The organism is Geomesophilobacter sediminis (assembly GCF_016458275.1).
Taxonomy (GTDB): Bacteria; Desulfobacterota; Desulfuromonadia; order Geobacterales; family Geobacteraceae; genus Geomesophilobacter; species Geomesophilobacter sediminis.
Genome location: NZ_JAEMHM010000032.1, coordinates 1 through 21283 on the forward strand (window position 1 = coordinate 1; position 21283 = coordinate 21283).

A 21283-nucleotide genomic window follows, 5' to 3' on the forward strand; every position below is an offset into this window, starting at 1 on the left:
CGAGATCGAAAAGAAACACCCGCTTAAGAAACAAGCGACGTAAAGCAAAAACCTAACCGGACAACGCTGGGATTTAGGGGGATTTGCTTTTGAGGTTCCGTCTTCCGGTGTTCATCCGAAAACCTCAGAACCACCCTCCCCCCGCCCTCCTTTGATAAAGGGGTGAGTTATTAGCTCCATCCCGGAACGACTAGAACTCGAACAGCAGCCCACCCAGCGTGCTCACCCCGCCCAGGTTCACCGTCCCGCTCGGGACGGTATCGGCCACGGCACGCAGATACTTCCCTTCCACGAAGAAGTAGGTGTGTTGCAAGCCGACTTCCTTCGCTGCACTTTTCGCCGCATCCGGATCGATCCGATCGAGCAGGAACTGCAGCCCGGCACGGGCATGAAAGCCGTTGGTCGAGCCTCGGTTCTCCGGCGACCCGGTCGCGTTTTGCCGATAGAAAAGACGCGTGTAGCCGCCGCCGGCATAGGGAACCAGCCACTGTTTCTCGTCGAACACGCCCCGAAACAGCACAAAAAGATCCAGCGGGACGATCTCCATCCGCGCCGTGTCGCCGGTGACGACCGGAGTGCTGCCGGTACTCTGGGCGGCGGTCCCTTTTCCAGAGGCGTGCATGTAGCTTGCTTCCAGCCCGACCTCGACGTTACGGGTCACCTTGTAAGCGAGAGCCGCGCCGAACTCGCTGGTGTAGTTCTGGCCGTAGAACGTGGACCACTGCCCCGCATCGGGAAAGAAGGCGCCCCCTTTGAATTCAAGCGACCAGTGGGGACGGGAAGCCGGGGCCTCCGCCGCAAAGGCGGGCGCGCTCAAGAGCAGCAGCACGATAGCAAGGATAAGTTTTCTCATCGCACACCTCCCCACCGCACCGCGGCCCTTCTTCGGAACAACACCGTTGTTGCCAGTAACAGCAGGGCAAGCACGGCGACCTTGGTGACGGAGGACGTGGCGGTCAGGAAGATGGCTCCCACGACCAGCGGGAAAAGGAGCACGCGCACCAGCGGTTTCCACACCGGGTGCTGGTTCAGGTAGTGCGCCCCGATCGGTCCGTAATGGTAGTACCAGTTGACGAAAGCCCGTCCCGGTCCGTTGGTCATCAGGTAGCGGTCCCTGAAGTCGCGCAGCGCCTGCACCTGCCAAGCGGAGTAGAACCCGTAGGCAGCGGTGGCGATGAAGCACCCCTCCCCTTTCAGATAGGGATAGGCGACGGAGGTGGAAGGCATCTGCGACACCGAAGCGGAAAGCAGACTCATGACTGAGTTGCCGATAGGAGCGGAGACCTCCGCCGAAAGGGGCCCCTCGGAGCCATCAGCAGCCAAGGCACCGACGGCAAAAAAGTAGGCATTCTGCGCTTTGGCGATGACTCTCACGAAATAGGTCGCTCCATTGGTCAAGTTGGGGATGGTGAACGTCTGCACGTTCGCAACCTCTTTAAAAGTAGTCGGCAGCGACGCATCGGTGAAATCCGCGCCTTCATTCCAATACACCAGATAGTTCGTGGCCCCGGCAACCGCGGTCCAATGTACGATGAGCGCCCCATTGGCAGGTGTGATACTGGTTATAGTCGGAGGGGCCAGCGAAGTGACTGTTGTCGGGGTTAAGTTCTGAAGCGTAAAGCTACTGGAACTCTGCCCAGAAATATCCTGAGAACTGGTATAGCTGCCGGAAGCGGTACCGTAATGGACGCGGTAAGCGGTAACCAGATTGCTAGTGAGTGCGGTCCAGGTCAGGGTCACCGAAAAGGTCGTATCGACTTGTTGAGTTGCAGTTGCACTAACGCCAGAAACCTGGGGGATGTTGAGTTCTGCAGCCGGGCCCCCGTACGCGCCCATATCGGAGATAGTCTGATCAGGATTTTTGATGGTTGGATCACCGGCATGAATCGCTGGGGAGCCGGGCTGCAGGTGGAAGTCCTTTCCCGGGTCAACAAATTGGGGGTCAGAGGAAGTCGAGTTGTTGGGAATGTTCGACGCATCGAGCTGGCTGATAGGGATGCCAGCATTGGCTTTCGGATTAAAGAGGTTATATAAGACACTCGGAGCCGATTCTGAACCGGCAATGGCAGGAGTATTGGATGAAAAGATGTTGTTCTTAATTGCAATACTGGCGGTTGTGTTTATTGCCGTTCCGTTCAGATAAAAAGTGTTGTTGGTTATGGTTGTAGAGGCACTCGCATTTTGGATCGCAGTACTGCTGCTGCCAACTTTGAAGACGTTATTGCTGATGGTAGTGCCAGTTACACTACTGCTGATAGAAATCCCGGTTCCCGTGATGAAGGTGAAACGGCGTATCGTGATATTGGAGGTGTTGCCGGAAATAGTGAAAGTAACTCCAGACGAACTGCCGCTGGTGACAATAGTATCTTTAGTACTGGTTCCCTCGATGACTACACTACTCATCCCCTTCCCACCGGTTTTGGAGTCATCGATCAACACAGCGCCGGTATACTGGTTAGTCGCGTCTGCCGCGACCTCAATCAGAAAATCACCGGGGCTGACAGAGCTTGCACGGACCGAGGCTACGTGGTCAATGGCCTGCTGAATGGTGGTGAAGTGGTTGGAGTCACCGGAATTTGCCGTGTGCGAGACGGTCAGGGTGGTGGTTGCCCGTGCCGCCCCCGGAACCGCAACAGAAGCCAGAACTACGAAGATTGCCACCAGTATGATGTGGGTTCGTTTCAACATACCCCTCCCGTCCGCCATCGCCCGCGAAAGCGAGGGCGCTGCCCAGAAATGATCCGCGCATGATATCCGTTTACGTTTTCATTGGCGAGCGTTTTTTGGACGAAAAAGGCAGCCCCGCGGGGCTGCCTTTTTCTTTCCCTATTCTTATATATGCGGTCCCGATTACTCCTGGGACTTTTTCTTCTTCTTGCCTTTCTTGGCCTTGCCCTTGCTGGATTTGGCCTTGGTAGCCTTTTCCTTCTTCGACTTCCCTTTCTTGCCTTTCAGCTTCTTGCCGTGCTTCCCTTTTTGGCTGCGGTAGTGGCGCGGCTCCGGAGAAAGCTCGTCACGGATGTTGCTCAAAAGGACCGTCGGCTCCTCCAACTCCGGATCGGCCTTCTTGGCCGCCTCAAGCGATGCCTTCGCCTCCTCGATCTTGCCGCTCTTCATCTGGACCCGCCCCATGGCATTGAGCGCCTTGGCATGGTCCGGCTTGAGCTTGACCGCTTCCTGGTACTGCTCGGTGGCGGCATCGTAGTTCTTCTGGAACTCGTAGACCAGGCCAAGCTTGTAATGGGCGTTCGGATCTTCCGGAGTGAGCTCTACCCCTTCCTTGAGCAGCTTCGCCAGCTCGTCGTAATTCTTGTTCTTCACGTAGATCGAGGTGAGCGCGGTGCGGGCGTCCGCGTCGTCCTTCTTGAGACGCAGCACCTCGCGGTATTCCGCGGCGGCCTCGTCGCTCATATTCCTTTTGCGCTGCAGCGCAGCGAGTTCCTGGTGCGCCTCCAGCGAGTCGTGGTCGAGCTTGATCGCGGCGGCATAGGCCTCGGTGGCGGCGGGAAGGTCTTTGGCGTTCACGTAGCTGCGCGCCAGCTTGAGCTGGATCCCCGCGTCGGCGGGACGGCGCTTGATCAGTTCGCGGTACTGCTCCAGCGCCTGCTGGAAGCTGCCCCGCAGGGTGTAGATCTCGGCGAGCCGCTCACGGGCATCGTCGTTTTCCGGCGTGGTGGTGAGGACCTGGCGGTACTCAACGACCGCTTCGTCGAGAAGCGCCTTGCGCTCGTAGATGGTGCCCAGGCTGTAGTGGAGCTGCGCGTTGTCCGCCCCGTGCCGGATTGCCTCGCGGTAGGCGGCGATCGACTCGTCGTCGCGTCCGGCCGCCGTCAGCGCATCGCCCAAATGCTGCAGCGCCACGGTGTCGCCCGGTTTCTCGGCCAGCCGGAGCCGGTACTCGTTGATCGCCTTCTCGTAATTCTTGGCGGCGCTGGCTTCATCCCCCAGCGCGATATGGTTCACCTTGGATTCCGGCTCCGGCTTGGTGGTCTCACCCGCCAGGCGGAGCTGGTATTCCATATTCTTCTTGTCCCCCTTGCGGGAGTAGCCATCGGCCAGGAGCCGGTGCACCGTCTTGTTCCCGGGATCGGCCTGTTCCGCCTGCTTCAGCTCGGTGACGGCCTGATCGGTCTCGCCGCGGGACATGAGAATCGCACCCAGGCCGAGGCGCGCCTTGGCGTCGCCGGGGGCGATCACCAGCGCCTTGCGGTACTCGTCCTCGGCCTTCTGCTTCTGCCCGGAGGCGTCGTAGACCGCGGCCAGCTCGCGGTGCAGCACTGCGTTTTCCGGGAAGGCGTTGATCGCCTCGCCGAAATGATAAATGGAGAGGGTGTAGAGCTTGCGCTCGGCGAAGATGCGCCCGAGCCCCTCGTTGTAACGGGGATCGCCGCTTTTGAGCCCGGCGGTCAGTTCGACGGTCGCTTCGTCGGGAGCCCCCTTCTGGAGATGCAGCAGACCGAGGTTGCCGCTCGCCTGGTAGAACGAGGGGTCGAGCCGCAGCGCTTCCTTGTACTCGGAGATCGCCTTGTCGACGCTGCCGGCCCGCTCCAGTTGGACCCCTTTGAGGTAGTGCCCGGCAGGACCGCTCGGGCAAAGTTCCATCACCCGGGTCTCGGTCTCTTTCTGCTTCTGCTCGGAGGAGTTGCCGGAAAGCTGGTTGATCAGGCTCTTAGCTTCTTTGCAGCCGTCGGAGGAGGGGAACCAGGTGAAGCCTGTGGCAAAGAGGGTCACGGCCAGTAGTGCTGCCAGGGTCGTGCGTTTCTTCATGTAGGGTCCTTTTCGATTGATGGGAGACGCACGGCGGCATCCGACCGGCGCGGTTGGCAGGCGGTCGGCCGAGGTCGATGAGAAGAATAACCGCAATAGTTTCCACGGGTTATTCCTCCGATTCCGATAAATACGGCTCGGGCGGATGGCGGATTATACACAGCCGGGTTCAAAAGTTCAAACAATAAGAGAGAATCTTCAATAATGGCGGCCGTTTGCACGGGTTGTGCACAATTTGCCGGTGCCGTCGCGGTTGGGCGCGAGGTACCGGGCACCGCGGTTGAAGGGAGACCAGGCAGCAGCCCGGCCCCGGATGCCCCCCATTGGGGCAGCCTCCTCTACCCCCTCCCCACCCTCGCGGCCGGGGCGGGGAACGGCTCCGGCACTGCCGAAGGTTAAAGCGGATTACCTTGACTTTCATGATAAAGATGGTTAAATCATCCAGACCTTTCGTCCGGGGAACCCGCACAGGCGCAGCAGCAGCGCTTCTGCCTGAAGCGGGCTTTTTTAATTAAACCGGCGAGCTGAACACCAAGGGGAAACGATGGCGGTAATTCCGAAGGAACCGTTGGAGTGGCTGACCTTGTTCCGGCAACAGATGGACGAGATCTTCCGCTTCCTGTCGTCACTGGAAGGAAGGGAAGGGTTCGCCGCCGAAAAGGAGAGCGCGCCCCTCGTTGACATCTACGAGACCGCCGCCGGGTTCGTGGTCGAGGCGGAACTCCCGGGATGCCTGGAGGCGGATATCTCCCTGAGCATCTGCTGCTCCACGCTGGTCATCGAAGGGATCAAGAAAGAGGAGCCGCGCTCCGGAGTCAACTACATCTGTCTGGAGCGCCGTTTCGGGCGCTTCTGCCGAGCGGTGGAGATCCCCCCCTCGGTCGACCTCGACAAGGTGAAGGCCCGCTACCACAAGGGGCTGCTGACGGTCCATCTCCCCTGGCTCGAGAACCGGCGGAGGCACATCAGAAAGATTCCGATTGAGCAATAAGGAGAGGTCGATGGAAAAGCAGGAAAGCGAAGAGCTAAACATACCGGAAGTTCTCCCGCTGCTCCCGGTTCGGGACGTGGTCGTGTATCCCTACATGATCCTCCCCCTGTTCGTAGGGCGCGAGATTTCCATTAACGCCGTGGATTATGCCCTCTCCAAGGACCGGATGATCTTCCTCGCCACCCAGAAGGAAGTCGGCGACGAGGACCCCAAGCCGGAAGCGATCTACGAGATCGGGACCGTGGCGATGATCATGCGCATGCTGAAGCTCCCCGACGGCCGGGTGAAGATCCTGGTGCAGGGGCTCACCAAAGCGCGCATCTCGGAGTACGTAGCGGAAAAGCCGTTCTTTTCGGTGCGCATCGAGCGGATCGTGGAGCCGGCGGCCCAGGAGACCACCCTCGAGGCCGAGGCGCTGATCCGGACCGTCAAAGAGGAACTCGCGAAGATCGTGGCGCTGGGCAAAGCGGTCTCTCCCGAGGTCATGGTCATCGTGGACAACATGCAGGACCCGGGGAGCCTCGCCGATCTCGTGGCGAGCAACATCGGCCTTAAGGTCGAGGAGGCCCAGGGGCTTTTGGAGATCACCGACCCTCTGGAGCGTCTGAAACGGGTCAACGACTTCCTGAACAAGGAAAGCGAGCTCCTCAACATGCAGGCGCGGATCCAGTCCGCCGCCAAGGAGGAGATGGGCAAGAGCCAGCGCGAATACTATCTCCGGGAGCAGCTGCGCGCCATCCAGCAGGAACTCGGCGAGACCGACGCCCGAAGCGAGGAGATCGCCGAGCTCAGGAAGAATATCGAGAGCGCCAAGATGCCTCCCGTCGTGGAGAAGGAGGCGTTCAAGCAGCTAAGCCGGCTGGAGCAGATGCATCCGGACGCCGCCGAGGCCGGGATGCTGCGCACCTACCTCGACTGGCTGGTGGAGATCCCCTGGGGCAAGGCCACCAAGGACGCCCTGGAGATCACCCGCGCCCAGGAGATCCTCGACGAGGACCACTACTACCTGCACAAGATCAAGGAGCGCATCCTCGAGTTCCTCGCGGTGCGCAAGCTGAAGAAGAAGATGAAAGGCCCGATCCTCTGCTTCGTCGGCCCCCCGGGGGTCGGCAAGACCAGTCTGGGCAAGTCGATCGCCCGCGCCATGGGAAGAAAGTTCGTCCGCATCTCGCTGGGCGGCGTGCGCGACGAGGCGGAGATCCGCGGCCACCGGCGCACCTACGTCGGCGCGCTGCCGGGGCGCATCATCCAGGGGCTCAAGCAGGCCGGCTCCAACAACCCGGTCTTCATGCTCGACGAGCTCGACAAGCTCGGCTCCGACTTCAGGGGCGATCCCTCTTCGGCGCTTTTGGAGGTGCTCGATCCCGAGCAGAACAACAGCTTCTCGGACCACTACATCAACCTCCCCTTCTCGCTGGCGAACGTCATGTTCATCGCCACGGCGAACCAGATCGACACCGTGCCGGGGCCTTTGCGCGACCGCATGGAGGTGATCACCCTCGCCGGCTACACCGAGGAGGAGAAGCTGGAGATCACCAAGCGCTACCTGGTGCCGCGCCAGATCAAGGAAAACGGCATCACCGACCAGGACATCGTCTTTTCGGACGAGGCGATCCGCACCGTCATCTCCAAGTACACCCGCGAGGCCGGCTTGCGTAACCTGGAGCGCGAGATCGGGAGCATCTGCCGCAAGGTGGCGCGCAAGGTCGCCGAAGGGGCGAAGAAGCAGTTCGTCATCACTGCGGGCAACGTCTCGAAATTCCTCGGTCCGCCGAAGTTCCTCCGCGAGGAGGAGATGGAGAAGAACGAAGTCGGCGTGGTGACCGGCCTGGCCTGGACCCCGGTCGGCGGCGAGGTGCTTTTCGTCGAAGCGACCGTGGCGAAGGGAAAGGGGATGCTCACCCTCACCGGGCAGTTGGGTGACGTGATGAAGGAGTCGGTGCAGGCGGCCCTGTCCTACATCCGTTCCCGCGGCGCCGACCTGAAGCTCCCCGACGACTTCTACCCGAACACCGACATCCACGTCCACGTCCCGGCCGGCGCCATCCCCAAGGACGGCCCCTCGGCCGGCATCACCATGGCGACCGCACTGGTCTCGGCGCTGACCCGGACCCCGGTGCGCAAGGACGTCGCCATGACCGGCGAGATCACCCTGCGCGGCAAGGTGCTCCCGATCGGCGGCCTGAAGGAGAAGATCCTCGCCGCCGCCCGGCTCGGGGTGAAGACGGTCATCATCCCGGTCCAGAACAAGAAGGACCTGGAGGACGTGCCCAAGAGCATCCTCAAGAAGCTCAAGATCGTGACCGCCGCGAGCCTCGACGAGGTCCTCCCGGTCGCCCTGGAAAAATATCCCCCCGCCTCCGAGCCCCCGCCGGCGCCGATCAAGCCTGCCAAGGCCAAGGCACCGGTGCACCGGGTCAAGCGTCCCGCCGCCGCGGCCGGTAAAAGGGTCACTACCGGAGCCAAAGCGTGAAACTTGCGGAGGTCGGCGAATTCGGCCTGATCCGCCGGATCGCCGAAAAGATACCGGCCCACCGCAGCGTCGTCCTCGGCATCGGGGACGACGCTGCGGGCATCCTTCCCTCAGCCGGCTGCATCACCCTCATCACCTCGGACATGCTGCTGGAGGGGGTCCACTTCGACCTCTCCTTCAGCGATCCCATCTCCCTGGGACGCAAATCCCTCGCGGTCAACCTCTCCGACCTCGCCGCGATGGGGGCGCTCCCCCGGCAGTTCCTCCTCTCCCTGGGTCTTCCCCGCAGCATCGAAGTCGAGTTCATCGACCGGTTCATGGAAGGGGTCCTTGCCACCGCGCGGAGCTACGGCGCCATCCTGGTCGGCGGCGACACCTGCGCCTCGAAAAGCGGCCTAGTCATCTCCATTACCGCCCTCGGCGAACAGCGGCCGGAGCGCGTCCTGAAGCGAAGCGCGGCGCGGGTCGGGGATCTGGTATTCGTAACGGGTACCCTGGGGGATGCGGCGGCGGGATTGGAGCTTTTGCAGCGTGGGGTCAGGGAGGGAAGGCTGGTGGACCGGCAGCTCGCGCCGGAGCCCCGGGTTGCGGCCGGCGCCGCCTTGGCCGACGCGGGATTCGTCCACGCCATGATCGACGTAAGCGACGGGCTCGTTTCCGACCTCGGGCACATCTGCGAGCTTTCCGGAGTCGGGGCCAAGGTCGAGGTCGAGCTGCTCCCGCTTTCCGAGGAATACCGCCGCGTCTGCGGCGCCGATCCGTACCCGCTCGCCCTTTCCGGGGGCGAGGACTACGAACTTCTCTTCACCGCCGCGCCGGGCCAGGAAAAGAACGTCCTGGCGCTCATGCAGCGCCTGGGGCTGCAGACCTCGATCATCGGGGAGATCACCGATGGCAAAGGGGTCGAGCTCTTCCGGCCGGACGGCTCCCCGTACTCCCCCGCCAAATCAGGATTCGACCACTTCGGCTAGACCGACGGCTCGGTCACGATCCGGATCGCCACCTTGCGGTCCCGCGGCCCGTCGAACTCGCAGAAGTACACCGCCTGCCAGGTTCCCAACAGCAGTTTCCCCTTGTCGATGAAGAGCCTCAGCGAGCTTCCCATGATGGAGGCCTTGACGTGCGCCGCCGCATTTCCTTCGGCGTGGGTGAAGTACGGCGAGTTGTGCGGCACCGCCCGGTCCAGAAAGGAGATGATGTCCCGCTTGACCGCCGGGTCGGCCCCCTCGTTCACGGTGAGTCCCGCGGTGGTGTGCATCACGAAGAGATCGCAGCAGCCGCTGGCAACCCGCAGGTTGTCGATCATCTCCTCGATCCGCTCCGTGATGTCGATCATCTCCGACCGTTCCCGGCTCTTCAGGTTCAGATAGCGCACCATGGTAGGCCTCCTTGGTTGTTCCCCTCGCCCGGTCCGACCGGTCCCGGCGGGGAAGACTCCAGCATTAAATCGGCATAAGATAAACCAGCCACCGCCTGCGAACCCGCGCTGCGTGCGGCTTCACCACCACCCCGGGCAGGGTTGAAAAAAAAGGCGATCTGTGCTCTAATCGCAGGCTGTGCAAGAGTCGGTTTACATAGGGCTCGGCGCCAATCTCGGCGACCGGGAACTCGCCCTGCTCAGGGCGGTTGCGGAGCTCGGCAAGCTCCCAAACACCCGGATCACCGCCCTTTCCCCGTTCTACGAAACGGAGCCGGTCGGCGTGACCGACCAGCCCAAGTTCTTAAACGCAGCCGCCCGACTCGCGACGGCGCTCCCCCCCTTGGAACTGCTCGATTGTCTCAAAAAGATCGAGGTCGAAGTCTTCGGACGCAAACCCTCCGGCAAGTGGGGGCCGCGCAGCATGGACCTCGACATTCTCATCTATGGCGACGAGGTCGTCTCCGAAGAGCGGCTCACGATTCCGCACCCGCGGCTTCACGAGCGGCGCTTCGTGCTCAAGCCTCTTTGCGACATCGCCCCGGACCTGCGGCACCCGGTCCAGGGAAAGACGGTGACCGAACTTCTCGCGGCGCTTCCCGCCGGCGGGAACGTGACACGGGTTTAGGAGCACGCGATGCGGATACTGATCTGGATTCTCCTCGGGTACCTCGTCTACCGGATGCTCCGCGCCAAGCGCACTCCGGAGCTCCCCAAGGAAGACACGGCCACCGAAACCTTCCAGGACCCGGTCTGCGGCGTCTTCATACCGGAATCCGACGCGGTGGTCGGACGCCTCGATGGAAAGAAAATCCATTTCTGCTCCATGGCCTGCCTGGAGCGCTACCAGAAAGAACTGGCAAACGACAACAAAAACAACACGCGGAGGGAAGAATGAAGTTTTTTATCGATACGGCCGACGTAAAGGAAATTCGGGCGGCAAACGAGCTGGGCCTGGTGGATGGCGTTACGACCAACCCGTCTCTGATCGCCAAGAGCGGCCGGCGCTTTGAAGATGTCATCAAGGAAATCACCGAGATCGTCGACGGCCCGATTTCCGCGGAGGTCATCTCGCTCGAGCACGACGGCATGATCGCCGAGGCGACCGAACTCGCCAAGATCCACAAGAACATCGTGATCAAGCTCCCGATGACCGCCGAAGGGCTCAAGGCCACCAAGACCCTGACCGCGCGCGGCATCAAGACCAACGTCACCTTGATCTTCTCTCCGATGCAGGCGCTGCTCGCCGCCAAGGCGGGCGCCACCTACGTCTCCCCGTTCGTCGGCCGCCTGGACGACATCGCCCAGGACGGGATGGGGATCATCGAAGAGATCCGCGCCATCTTCGACAACTACGGCTACACCGCCGAGATCATCGTCGCCTCGATCCGCAACCCGATCCACGTGCAGAACTCCGCACTCATCGGGGCCGACGTCGCCACGATCCCCTACTCGGTCATGCTGCAGCTCGCCAAGCACCCGCTCACCGACGCGGGGATCAAGAAGTTCCTGGAAGACTGGGAGAAGGTTCCCAAGTAAGCTAAAACCGGCAACGGCGCCGTTCGGGGGCGGGTCATGCGACCCGCCCCCCTGTTTTTGGCGCAGAATGTTTACGGCAGGATTCTAAGTCCCCCTGTGAAAAGGGGGGACATAGGGGGATTTGCCTTTACAAGAACCGTTACGGCAATCCCCCCGCCCCCTTCGCAAAGGGGGGAGCAAGCGGGCGAATCAGTTGTCGGCGGCTCTTCGGCGCTGCAGCTTTACGTATACCGCGATGATCGCCGCGCAGCCGACCAGCACCACGACGAGCGCGTGATGCGAGTACTGCATGATCAGCTCCTGGTTGCTTCCGATGAAGTAGCCGATCCCGGTCAGCACGGTCACCCAGATGCCGGCACCAAGCAGGGTGTAGAGGGTGAACTTCACGTGGTTCATCCCGGCCAGCCCCGCGGGGAGCGAGATCAGGTGCCGCACCACCGGCAAAAGCCTCCCGACGAAGGTCGAGATCTCCCCGTGGCGCAGGAAGAAGCTTTCCACCTTGGCGAACTTCGCCTCGGTAATGAAGACGTACTTGCCGTATTTCAAAAGCAGCGGCCGCCCCAGGTAACGGGCGGTGAAATAGTTGGCATAGGCTCCGATGAGGCTTCCGAGCGTACCGCAGAGGATCGCCAAAGGCGCGCTCATCGATCCCTGCTGCGCCAGGTAGCCTGCCGGCGGCATGACCAGTTCACTCGGTATCGGGATCACCGAACTCTCCATCGCCATCAGGATGAAGATCCCGGGGTACCCCATGGCCATGATGGTCTGTACCAGCCAGTCGATTGCAGCGTGCATGTAATGCTTCTCCTTTATGGCATGTGATACGGGTCGCAATCTTATACGGCTTTTCCAAAAAAAACGACTAATTTAATCCGGGGACAGGAAAATGAAACAGCAAACCTACGTCATCGGTCATAGAAATCCCGATACCGACTCCGTCGCCTCGGCGCTCGCCTATGCCGAGTTCAAACGGCTCGCCGGAGAAGATAACGTAACCGCCGCCATGGCCGGTTCCCTCAACCCGCAGACCAAGTGGGTCCTGGAACGGCTCGGCGTAACTCCGCCGCTCTACTTGGCCGACGTGCACCCGAAGGTCCGCGACGTCGTGGTCCGCACCCCGGTCACCGTGGCGGCCACCGATCCGCTGATGAAGGCGCTCCAGCTCTTCCACCACAACGGAATCCGCATCCTGCCGGTCGTCGACACGGCCGGCGCCCCCGTCGGCGTCATCCCGCTGATCAAGATCGCCGACCGCTTCCTGCGCACCGGCCCCGACTCGCTCCGGGTCGTCAGCGCCTCGCTCGATTCGCTCGCTGCCTGCCTCGAAGGGAACTTCCTCGCCGGACAGGCGTCGCTGCAGGTCGAGCAGCTCCGGCTGGTGGTGGGGGCGATGAACGAAACCTCCTTTGCCACCCGGCTCACCGGGTTCCCCGCCGAAAGCCTCGTCGTCATCACGGGGGACCGCCCCTCGATCCACCGTGCCGCCATCGCGCACGGGGTGCGGCTTTTGGTGGTGACCGGCGGTCTCTCCGCCGAGCCTGAGGTGGTCGAGCTCGCCAAGGAGAAGGGAGTCGCCGTCCTCTCCACGCCGCTCGACACCGCCGCCGCGCTGTCGCTGGCGCGCCTGGCCACCCTGGCCGGCGAGCTGGCCGATCCGCATTTCGAAAGCGTCGGCGTCGGCGAACCGCTGGGCCGGCTGCGCCAGAAGCTGAAGAGCTCCGGCGAAGCAGCCGTTCTCGCCCTGGAGGACGACGGGGCCCTGGCCGGGGTCGCTACCAAGTCGACCCTCTTCGCGCCGATCCCGTATTCCCTGATCCTGGTCGACCACAACGAACTGGTCCAGGCCGTTCCGGGCGCCGAGGAGCTGGAGATCCTGGAAGTGATCGACCACCACAAGCTCGGCAATCCCCCGACCTCCTACCCGATCAAGTTCGTGACCGCGCCGGTGGGGAGCACCTGCACCCTGGTCGCCACCCTGTATCGCGACCGCGGCCTCACCCCGGACGCCACTACCGCTTCGCTCCTCTTAGCCGGCGTCCTTTCCGACACCGTCATCCTCAAGTCCCCCACCACCTCCGAGCGCGACCGCGCCACGGTGGAGTGGCTCGCCGGGCTGGCCGGGCTCGACTGGCAGAAGTTCGGCGCCGAGATCTTCGCCGCCTCAGGTGCCCTTTCCGGCTACGGTGGACCGCTGCAGATCGTCCGGTCCGACTTCAAACACTTCAGCCAGGGTGACCTCACCTTCGGCGTCGGTCAGGTCGAGGTGTTCGGTTTCGACGAGTTCCACGCCATGAAAGCCGACCTGCGCCAGGCGCTGGCCTCGGTCCGGGCGGGGGACAAGCTGGAAATGGCCGGCCTCATGGTCACCGACATCGCCACCGAATGCACCCTTTTCCTCGTGGACGGCGGTGCCGAATATTCCAAGCACATGGGGTACCCCCGCGTCGAGCCGCAGCTCTACGAGATGCAGGGGGTTATGTCCCGTAAGAAGCAGTTGGTGCCGCACCTGATCAAGGTGCTCGGAGCGCTCTGATGACCAATGGGTTTCTGAAAAGGGTCCGCGAGGAGGTGCTGGTCGGCGACGGCGCGATCGGCACCATGCTCTATGCCAAGGGGGTGGCGCTCGAGGCGAACTTCGAGCACCTGAACCTGGTGCGCCCCTCGCTGGTGCGGGAGCTGCACCGCGAATACCTGGACGCCGGGGCCCAGGTCATCGAGACCAACACCTTCGGCGCCAACTTCGTCAAGCTCTCCGCCATCGGGCTCGGTTCCAAGGTCGCCGAGATCAACCGCCAGGGCGCGGCCCTGGCCCGGGAGGCCGCCCGCGGCCGGGATGCCTTCGTCGCCGGCTCCGTGGGCCCCTTGGGGCGCGGCAAGGCGGAACTCGCCGCAGGTTCCGAGCTCGACTGCTTTCGTGCCCAGGCGAGCGCGCTCGCCGAGGGGGGGGTCGATCTCCTGATCCTGGAAACATTCGCCGATTTGGACGAGCTTCTCTTCGCGCTGCAGGCGGCGCGGGAAACCGGGCTCCCGGTGGTGGCGAACCTTGCCTACGGCGAGGGGGCCAAACTCACCGGGGGAATCGAAGCCGAGGCCGCCGCCGCGCGCCTTGCCGCGGCCGGGGCCGATCTGGTCGGCGCCAACTGCGGCGCCGGTCCGCTGGAACTGCTCAAGACCCTGAAGCGGATCGCCACGGTCACCGATCTTCCCCTGGCCGCCTATCCCAACAGCGGTTTCCCCGAATACGTCGACGGCCGGTACATCTACCGCGCCACCCCGGAATACTTCGCCGGGATGGCCGCCGAGATGGCCGCCGCGGGAGCCTGCCTCATCGGCGGCTGCTGCGGGACGACTCCTGATCACGTCCGCAGCATTGCCGCCGCGTTGCGGGGGCTCAAGCCGGCCCCCCGGACCGTAGTGCAACCGTCCGCCCAGGCGGAAACCGGCACCGGAACGGGTGCGGCCGCGGCCGGGTTCCTCGCCGACTGGGGCAAGCGCAAGGTGGTGACCGTGGAACTCGACCCGCCCAAGGGGCTCGACTGCTCCGGTGTCATTGCCGGAAGCCGCGCGCTCAAGGACGCCGGCGCCGATGCCATTAACCTGGCGGAAAACCCGCTCGCCCGGGTGCGGATGGGGAACATCGCCCTCGCCTCGCTGATCCGCCGCGAGGTGGATATCGAGGTGATCGCCCACATCACCTGCCGGGACCGAAACCTCCTCGGGCTGCAGTCCGACCTGATGGGCGCGAGTCTTTTGGGGGTCAGCGCCATCCTTGCCGTTACCGGCGACCCGGCGAGCCTCGGCGACGATGCCGCCGCTTCCTCGGTCTACGACCTCAACTCCTTTACTCTGATCAAGCTTTTAAGCGACCTGAACCGCGGGGTGAACGCACTGGGGAACCCGATCGGCGAGGGTACCGGATTTACCATCGGCGCGGCTTTCAACCCGAACGGCCAAAAGATGGACGTGCAGGTGCAGCGGCTGGAAAAGAAGGTCGCCAACGGCGCGACCTTCGTACAGACCCAGCCGATCTACGATCTGCAGCGGCTCGACCTCATGCTGGAGCAGACCGCCCACCTGGATATTCCCATCCTCCCCGGCGTTTTGCCCCTGGTGAGCGGGCGCAACGCCGAGTTTCTCCACAACGAGGTCCCGGGCATCGTCATCCCCGAGGCTATCCGGGCCCGGATGGCCGGGAAGACCGGGGATGAAGGGGTGCAGGAAGGACTTGCCATCGCGAGAGAGTTCATCGAGGCGGCCTTCGACCGGGTGGGGGGTTTCTACCTCATCCCCCCCTTCGGCAAGTACCGGATCGCCGCCGAGCTGGTGCGATTTATCAAGGAAAGAGGTGCGCGGTAGGAGCACGTCAGTGCCCTCCCCCCAACCCTCTCCCGGAGGGAGAGGGCGCTCCTAAAACAAGGCAGGGTTTGAACTCCCCCTGTGAAAAAGCGGGATTTAGGGGGATTTGGTTTCGGCCCCCTTTGTCAAAGAGAGAAGTACGTCGCCGGATTGCTATGAAATTGACCTTCGTCATTTCCAGGACCTGAGTAAGGAGTCATCATGCCGAAGAAGGACATTGTGGAGAAAGGCGCCATCCTGCAGCGCGACCGGGAGACCTACGCGATCGCTCCGCACACGCCGGGCGGGTTCGTCGACACCGCCACCCTGAGAAGGATCTGCGACGTCGCCGACAAATACCAGATCCCGGCGATAAAGCTCACCTCGGCCCAGCGGATCGCGCTTTTGGGGATCCGGGAAGAGGAGATCGACGCGATCTGGGCCGAACTGGACCAGCGGCACGGGGCTCCGATCGGCCTTTGCGTGCGCAGCGTCAAGATCTGCCCCGGCACCGAGTTCTGCAAGCGCGCGGTCCAGGATTCGGTCTCGCTCGGCCTGAAGGTCGACGCCCTCTACCACTCGATGCCGCTCCCCAACAAGGCTAAGTTCGGCATTTCCGGCTGCCTCCTTTCCTGCTCGGAGACCCACACCAAGGACATCGGCATGGCCGGCACCGCCAAGGGGTGGCGCATCATGGTGGGAGGCAACGGCGGCCCGAAACCCCGCCTGGCGGACATCCTCATCGACAACGTCCCCGACGAGGAAACGGTATTGGAAATCGTGGCCAAGGTGGTGGATTTCTACAAGAACTACCCGAACAACGAGCTGCGCCTGGGCCGCATCATCGACGCGATGGGCATCGAGGCCTTCCGCACCGCGGTTCTGGGTGATGGCAAATAAGATGGACATGCTGATTTTGAAGAAAATGGCAGGAGGCGCGGATGGCGCTTATTGAAGACGCCCAGTTCACCAGGATCAAGAACCGGGTCGGCAAGGCGATCGCCGACTACGACCTGATCTCCGAGGGAGATCGAATCGCGGTCGCCGTTTCGGGAGGGAAGGATTCCTACACGCTGCTCCACATGCTGGACACGCTGCGGCGGCGCGCCCCGGTGAAGTACGAGCTGATGGCGATCAACATCGACTCCGGCTATCCCGGGTTCCGCGCCGACATCATCGAGGACCACCTGAAGGAGCAGGGCTTCGCGTACCACATCGAGAAGACCGACCACTACGGGATCATCTCGGAGAAGCGCCGCCCCAACTCATCCTACTGCTCGATCTGCGCCCGGCTCAAGCGGGGCGCGCTCTATGGCCTGGCGCAGCAGTTCGGCTGCAACAAGATCGCCCTCGGCCACCACATGGACGACTTCATCGAGACCCTGCTGTTGAACCAGTTCTTCGTCGGGTCGCTCAAGGCGATGGCGCCGAGCATGCTGGCGGACAACGGCGTCACCACCGTGATCCGCCCCCTGGTTTACGTCCCGGAAAGCGAGATCATCCCGTTTTCGCGCAACAACCGCTTCCCGGTCGTCTGCTGCCGGTGCCCGGTCTGCGGCAAGGCCGATTTGCAGCGCAAACGGATGAAGGAGTTGCTGGCGGATTTGGAGCGGGAAAACCCGGTGGTGAAGAAGAGCCTTTTGAAGGCCCTTTCCAACGTACATCCGCGCCACCTGATGGACAAAGGGCTGACCAGGATTCCCTCCTGACGCAGATCGTTGATGATGTCTTTGACGGTTATATAGCCACAGTAGACGACGATCCCCAGCCCGCATACCACCATCGGTTCCATATCCATGCCCTCCTGTCATTTTCGATGATTGGAGCATAGCATGGGACAGCGACAGAATAAGTCGCATCATCCGTGTGGGTTCCCCAGGTGGTTCTTGGGAACCAGATCGAAAGGTTCTTCCTGGTAATCCTTCTCACCCCGCCCCTCTCCCGAAGGGAGAGGGAGGACCAAAGGTAACCCAATGCCAAACCAGAAAACCCAGCCGGTCCGGATCGCCGTCCAGTGGGCGTTCCTCCTTTTCTCCCTTTACCTCGGCTTCGCCTTCTACCGCTTCGTGCTCCACTTCCGCAGCGGCGGCGCCACCGCGTTCGTCTCCCGCCCGGACGGCGTGGAGGCCTTTCTCCCGATCTCGGCCCTGGTCAGCCTGAAGGCGTGGCTGGTCTCGGGCGAGATCAACTCCATCCATCCCGCCGGACTGGTGATCTTTCTCACCATATTGCTCCTCTCCCTGGTTTTGAAGCGGGCCTTCTGTTCCTGGATCTGCCCCGTCGCCACCGTCAGCGAAGTCATGTGGAAGCTCGGGCAGAAGGCGCTGAAAAGGAACTTCCAGTTTCCGCGCTACCTCGACCTGGCGTTGCGCGGGGTGAAGTTCCTGCTCCTTTTCTTCTTCCTCTTCACCGTGGTCGGCGGCATGTCGGGGCTGGCGCTGCAGGCGTTCATCCTCTCGGACTACAACAAGATGGCCGACGTGAAGATGCTGGATTTCTTCCTCAACCTCTCCGGCACCGGACTCATCGTCATCGGCACCTTGCTGGTTCTCTCCGTTTTCTTCCGCAATCCGTTTTGCCGTTTCATCTGCCCGTACGGCGCGCTGCTCGGGCTTCTTTCCCGCCTGTCGCCGGTGAAGGTGGAACGGGTCGCCTCCGCCTGCATCTCCTGCGGCGGCTGTAACCGCGCCTGCCCCTCCCATCTGGACGTGATGCAGAGCACCCGGGTCGGCTCGGAGGAGTGCATCGGCTGCCTGCGCTGTGTGGACAACTGCCCGAAACCCGAGGCGCTGCAGTTGCGGCTCAAAGGGGGAAAGATCGTGGGGGGGATGGTGTTCGCGGCGCTGGTGGTGGTGCTGTTCGTAGGCGGATCGCTGGTGGGACGGGCGACCGGGCACTGGCACACGTCGATGGACAGGGCCGAGTACCAGCGGCTCTTCACCCTGCCGGAGATACCGCACCTTTGATCCAGGTGAAGCCCGGGCCTACCTGGTAGGAGCGACATTCCGGTCGCGATTTGACTCCTTCATATAAGCAAGGCAGCTGCCCACCCGGTGGGAGCGCCTTTCCTGGCGAGATAGCGGCTGTCAGCAACCCCATCCTCACCCTGTCCCTCCCCTTGAAGGGGAGGGAACGCCACGCGGTACCCTCCCCCAATGCCGCGCCTGCGCCAATTGGCAACAGTTCTCCGCTGAAACGACTCCGGCCGGGCGGGTGATCCCGTCCGGCCGAAAAAAAACGGGGGCGCTAACGCCCCCGTACCTTGCCAGTCATCAGTTTGGGCTGGGCGGAAGCCGTCAGGCTTCCTCTTCCTCGCCAAGAGCAATCTCCCGGTAGGCCCGATCCTCTTCAAAGCGCTTGGTCTGAGCCTGCTGTTTCTCCAGGTCGGACTTGCACTTGACACAGTGACGTGCGAAAGGAACGATTTTTAATCTTCCCATGGGAATTTCTTCCTCGCACTCTTCGCAGATCCCGTATTCACCCTCTTCAAGCCTTAAAAGCGCCTCATCAATGTTTCTGAGTTTCTCCCTTTCTCTGTCTCCAAGAAGAAGTCCTAACTCTCTGTCACGTTCACTGGACGCTTGATCGTAGATGTCACCGCTAGGTTCATTCACGGGCAAGTCAGAGCCCGATTTCATTGCTTTGTTAATTTCTTGAAGAGTTTCTTCCTTCATCTTCAAGAGCATTGATTTTAGTTCTTCCGGCTTTTCTGTCATGTAAAATTCACTCCGTATAATATCTGTGCCAAAAAGCGACGTAATGATACAGCAATAAAAAGGGCTGTCAAGCTAAAAGCCCCCTAGTCTATGATCTCCCCGATAAGGTCGTAATCAGACGAATCGGTGATCTTTAATCGAACGATTTCGCCTACATTGGCATTACCCGCCGTGATGTAAACCTGACCGTCCACATCCGGCGCCTGGCGCGAGCAGCGCCCCTTGAGCAGGAGTTCGGTCTCCTCTGAGTATCCCTCGACCAGCACCTCTTCCTCGGTGTCGACGAGGCTGCGGTTGTGCTTGAAGGAGACGCGCGCCTGGGTGCGCATCAGCTTCTTGTGGCGTTCCCGCTTGATCCGTTCCGAGACCTGGTCCGGCATCTCCGCCGCCGGGGTCCCCTCCTCCCGGGAATAACAGAAGACACCCAGCCGATCGAAGCGGGTCTCTTCCACGAACTGCAAAAGCTTTTTGAAGTCGTCGTTGGTCTCACCGGGAAAGCCGACGATGAGCGAGGTGCGGATCGCGATGTCCGGGATCTCGCTGCGCAGCTTCCCGATCAGGGTCCGGATCTGTTCCTCGCCGCTGCGCCGCTTCATCCTCTTCAGGATCGGGTCGCTGATGTGCTGGATCGGCAGGTCGAGGTACTTGCAGACCTTAGGCTCGGTCTTGATCAGCTCGATCAGCGAATCGGTGACCCCGTCCGGGTAGGCGTAGAGGAGGCGAATCCACTTGAGGCCGTCCAGCTTCGCCAGCTCCCGCACCAGGTTCTCGAGGCTCACGCCGTCGGAGAGATCGCGCCCGTAGGCGGTGATGTCCTGGGCGATGAGGTTGAGTTCCTTCACCCCGTTTTTGACCAGGGCACGCGCCTCGGCGAGCAGGCTATCCAGGGAGCGCGACCGCATCGCGCCGCGCAGGGACGGGATGACGCAGTAGGCGCAGTTGTTGGAGCACCCCTCGGCGATTTTCAGGTAGGCCGTATAGTACGGGGACGAAGGGAGCCGCGGCAGGTCGTCGTTGTAGACGAAGTTGGGGTCGCCGGTATAGCAGAGCTGTTCCGAGGTTCCCTTCTTCTCCGCGACGATCTCGGCGATCCGGGGATAGTCCCCGGTCCCCACGAAGATGTCGACCTCCGGGAGTTCCTTGGCGAGTTCCTGCTGGTAGCGCTGCGGAAGGCAGCCGGTGACGATGAGGAGCTGACAGCGGGCGTCGTGCTTGCGGTCGGCGAGGTCCAGGATGGTGTCGATGCTCTCCTGTTTCGCCTCTTTGATGAAGGAGCAGGTGTTGACGATGATGATATCCGCTTCGGTCTCATCGGTTGTGACCTCGTACCCCACGTTGGTGAGGTAGCCGAGCATGACCTCCGCGTCCACCAGGTTCTTCGGACAGCCCAGGCTAACCAGGCTTACTTTTTCCTTGGTCATAAACCCCTTGGTTACTCTTGAGTTAGAAGTCGGCACCGGGGGGGGCAGGCACCGCGCGGTGCCGGCCCCTCCTGGTACGTTAGCTTCTGAAGTTGACGAACTGCATCTCCACGTCGAGATCCTTCGCCTTGAGGAGCTTGATCACTTCCTGCAGGTCGTCGATGTTCTTGCCGGTCACCCGGACCTGATCGTCCTGGATCTGGCTCTGGACCTTGAGCTTGGACTCCTTGATCACCTGGCCGATATCCTTGGCCTTCTCCTTGGAAATCCCCTGCTGGATGGTCACGATCTGGCGGATCATCGAGCCGGAGGCGGGCTCGGCCTTGCCGAAGGTCAGTGCCTTCGGGGAAATCCCGCGCTTGAAGAACTTGGACTGCAGGATGTCGGCAATCGCCTTGAGCCTCATGTCGTCGTCGGCCAGGATCTTGATCGAGTCCTTCTCCAGGGTCACCTCGCTTTTGGAGCCCTTGAAGTCGTAACGCTGGCTGATTTCCTTGATGGTCTGGTTGACCGCATTGTCAACCTCCTGCATGTCCACCTTGGAAACGATATCGAATGACGGCATTGGGTACCCCCTTACAAAGTAATGTGCATCCCCTATAGCATTCCCCCTACCCTGGCGGG

General features: G+C 62.0%; 19 protein-coding genes. 11 read left to right on the forward strand and 8 right to left on the reverse strand.

Going from position 1 to position 21283, the window contains the following annotated elements; genetic code table 11:
• Positions 1 to 190: 190 nt before the first annotated feature.
• The 3 genes from JFN93_RS24485 to JFN93_RS24495 all read right to left on the reverse strand — a co-directional run bounded on the left by JFN93_RS24485 (position 191) and on the right by JFN93_RS24495 (position 4767).
• The gene (locus tag JFN93_RS24485) at positions 191 to 853 is read right to left on the reverse strand and encodes an MXAN_2562 family outer membrane beta-barrel protein (RefSeq protein ID WP_199387019.1); all 663 of its coding nucleotides are present in this window, start codon (positions 851 to 853) and stop codon (positions 191 to 193) included.
• Complete coding sequence (locus JFN93_RS24490) at positions 850 to 2688, reverse strand: CFI-box-CTERM domain-containing protein (RefSeq protein WP_199387020.1); 1839 nt, start codon at positions 2686 to 2688, stop codon at positions 850 to 852. The genes JFN93_RS24485 and JFN93_RS24490 overlap by 4 nt, the downstream gene beginning before the upstream one ends.
• 162 nt (positions 2689 to 2850) lie before the next feature.
• Positions 2851 to 4767, reverse strand: coding sequence for a tetratricopeptide repeat protein (locus JFN93_RS24495; RefSeq protein ID WP_199387021.1), 1917 nt, complete (start codon positions 4765 to 4767; stop codon positions 2851 to 2853).
• Positions 4768 to 5311: 544 nt separating this feature from the next.
• Here JFN93_RS24495 and JFN93_RS24500 point away from each other — a divergent pair.
• Genes JFN93_RS24500 through thiL form a run of 3 tightly spaced genes read left to right on the forward strand, consistent with a single transcriptional unit; the run spans position 5312 to position 9202 of the window.
• Positions 5312 to 5758 carry an Hsp20/alpha crystallin family protein gene (locus JFN93_RS24500; protein WP_199387022.1) on the forward strand — a complete coding sequence of 149 codons (447 nt, stop codon included), beginning with the start codon at positions 5312 to 5314 and terminating at the stop codon, positions 5756 to 5758.
• On the forward strand, positions 5748 to 8231 hold the full coding sequence (gene lon, locus JFN93_RS24505; protein WP_407931907.1) for an endopeptidase La: 2484 nt from the start codon (positions 5748 to 5750) through the stop codon (positions 8229 to 8231). The genes JFN93_RS24500 and lon overlap by 11 nt, the downstream gene beginning before the upstream one ends.
• Positions 8228 to 9202, forward strand: a complete 975-nt coding sequence (thiL, locus tag JFN93_RS24510) for a thiamine-phosphate kinase (protein WP_199387024.1) — start codon at positions 8228 to 8230, stop codon at positions 9200 to 9202. The genes lon and thiL overlap by 4 nt, the downstream gene beginning before the upstream one ends.
• Here thiL and JFN93_RS24515 read toward each other — a convergent pair.
• Entirely contained in the window at positions 9199 to 9609 is a 411-nt protein-coding gene (locus tag JFN93_RS24515) for a secondary thiamine-phosphate synthase enzyme YjbQ (RefSeq protein WP_199387025.1), read from the reverse strand. The two genes, thiL and JFN93_RS24515, sit on opposite strands and share 4 nt — an antisense overlap.
• Before the next feature lie 178 nt (positions 9610 to 9787).
• Between JFN93_RS24515 and folK the strand changes: the two genes are divergently transcribed.
• The 3 genes from folK to fsa are packed head-to-tail and all read left to right on the forward strand — an operon-like array spanning position 9788 to position 11187.
• The gene (gene folK / locus JFN93_RS24520; protein WP_199387026.1) at positions 9788 to 10276 is read left to right on the forward strand and encodes a 2-amino-4-hydroxy-6-hydroxymethyldihydropteridine diphosphokinase; all 489 of its coding nucleotides are present in this window, start codon (positions 9788 to 9790) and stop codon (positions 10274 to 10276) included.
• Positions 10277 to 10285: 9 nt separating this feature from the next.
• Entirely contained in the window at positions 10286 to 10546 is a 261-nt protein-coding gene (locus JFN93_RS24525; protein WP_199387027.1) for an eL24 family ribosomal protein, read from the forward strand.
• Positions 10543 to 11187 carry a fructose-6-phosphate aldolase gene (gene fsa / locus JFN93_RS24530; RefSeq protein ID WP_199387028.1) on the forward strand — a complete coding sequence of 215 codons (645 nt, stop codon included), beginning with the start codon at positions 10543 to 10545 and terminating at the stop codon, positions 11185 to 11187. Before JFN93_RS24525 ends, fsa begins: the two co-directional genes overlap by 4 nt.
• A 189-nt stretch (positions 11188 to 11376) precedes the next feature.
• On the opposite strand, the gene JFN93_RS24535 is transcribed toward fsa, so the two are convergent.
• Positions 11377 to 11982 carry a DedA family protein gene (locus tag JFN93_RS24535; protein WP_199387029.1) on the reverse strand — a complete coding sequence of 202 codons (606 nt, stop codon included), beginning with the start codon at positions 11980 to 11982 and terminating at the stop codon, positions 11377 to 11379.
• A gap of 91 nt (positions 11983 to 12073) precedes the next feature.
• Here JFN93_RS24535 and JFN93_RS24540 point away from each other — a divergent pair, with 91 nt between their 5' ends.
• The 5 genes from JFN93_RS24540 to JFN93_RS24560 all read left to right on the forward strand — a co-directional run bounded on the left by JFN93_RS24540 (position 12074) and on the right by JFN93_RS24560 (position 18488).
• Complete coding sequence (locus JFN93_RS24540; protein WP_199387030.1) at positions 12074 to 13720, forward strand: putative manganese-dependent inorganic diphosphatase; 1647 nt, start codon at positions 12074 to 12076, stop codon at positions 13718 to 13720.
• Positions 13720 to 15543, forward strand: coding sequence for a bifunctional homocysteine S-methyltransferase/methylenetetrahydrofolate reductase (locus JFN93_RS24545; RefSeq protein ID WP_199387031.1), 1824 nt, complete (start codon positions 13720 to 13722; stop codon positions 15541 to 15543). Before JFN93_RS24540 ends, JFN93_RS24545 begins: the two co-directional genes overlap by 1 nt.
• A 201-nt stretch (positions 15544 to 15744) precedes the next feature.
• On the forward strand, positions 15745 to 16422 hold the full coding sequence (locus tag JFN93_RS24550) for an NAD(P)/FAD-dependent oxidoreductase (protein ID WP_199387032.1): 678 nt from the start codon (positions 15745 to 15747) through the stop codon (positions 16420 to 16422).
• A gap of 41 nt (positions 16423 to 16463) precedes the next feature.
• Positions 16464 to 17231 (forward strand): tRNA 2-thiocytidine(32) synthetase TtcA, encoded by a 768-nt coding sequence (gene ttcA / locus JFN93_RS24555; RefSeq protein WP_199387033.1) that lies wholly within the window; start codon positions 16464 to 16466, stop codon positions 17229 to 17231.
• Between the two features lie 264 nt (positions 17232 to 17495).
• The gene (locus JFN93_RS24560; protein ID WP_199387034.1) at positions 17496 to 18488 is read left to right on the forward strand and encodes a 4Fe-4S binding protein; all 993 of its coding nucleotides are present in this window, start codon (positions 17496 to 17498) and stop codon (positions 18486 to 18488) included.
• A gap of 330 nt (positions 18489 to 18818) precedes the next feature.
• Here JFN93_RS24560 and JFN93_RS24565 read toward each other — a convergent pair whose 3' ends face one another.
• From JFN93_RS24565 to JFN93_RS24575, 3 genes are all read right to left on the reverse strand, one after another.
• Positions 18819 to 19238 carry a TraR/DksA family transcriptional regulator gene (locus JFN93_RS24565; RefSeq protein WP_199387035.1) on the reverse strand — a complete coding sequence of 140 codons (420 nt, stop codon included), beginning with the start codon at positions 19236 to 19238 and terminating at the stop codon, positions 18819 to 18821.
• An 83-nt stretch (positions 19239 to 19321) separates the two neighbouring features.
• A complete protein-coding gene (rimO, locus tag JFN93_RS24570; protein ID WP_199387036.1) occupies positions 19322 to 20659 on the reverse strand; it encodes a 30S ribosomal protein S12 methylthiotransferase RimO in 1338 nt (445 codons plus the stop codon).
• 79 nt (positions 20660 to 20738) lie between these two features.
• The gene (locus JFN93_RS24575; RefSeq protein WP_199387037.1) at positions 20739 to 21224 is read right to left on the reverse strand and encodes a YajQ family cyclic di-GMP-binding protein; all 486 of its coding nucleotides are present in this window, start codon (positions 21222 to 21224) and stop codon (positions 20739 to 20741) included.
• Positions 21225 to 21283 lie beyond the last annotated feature (59 nt).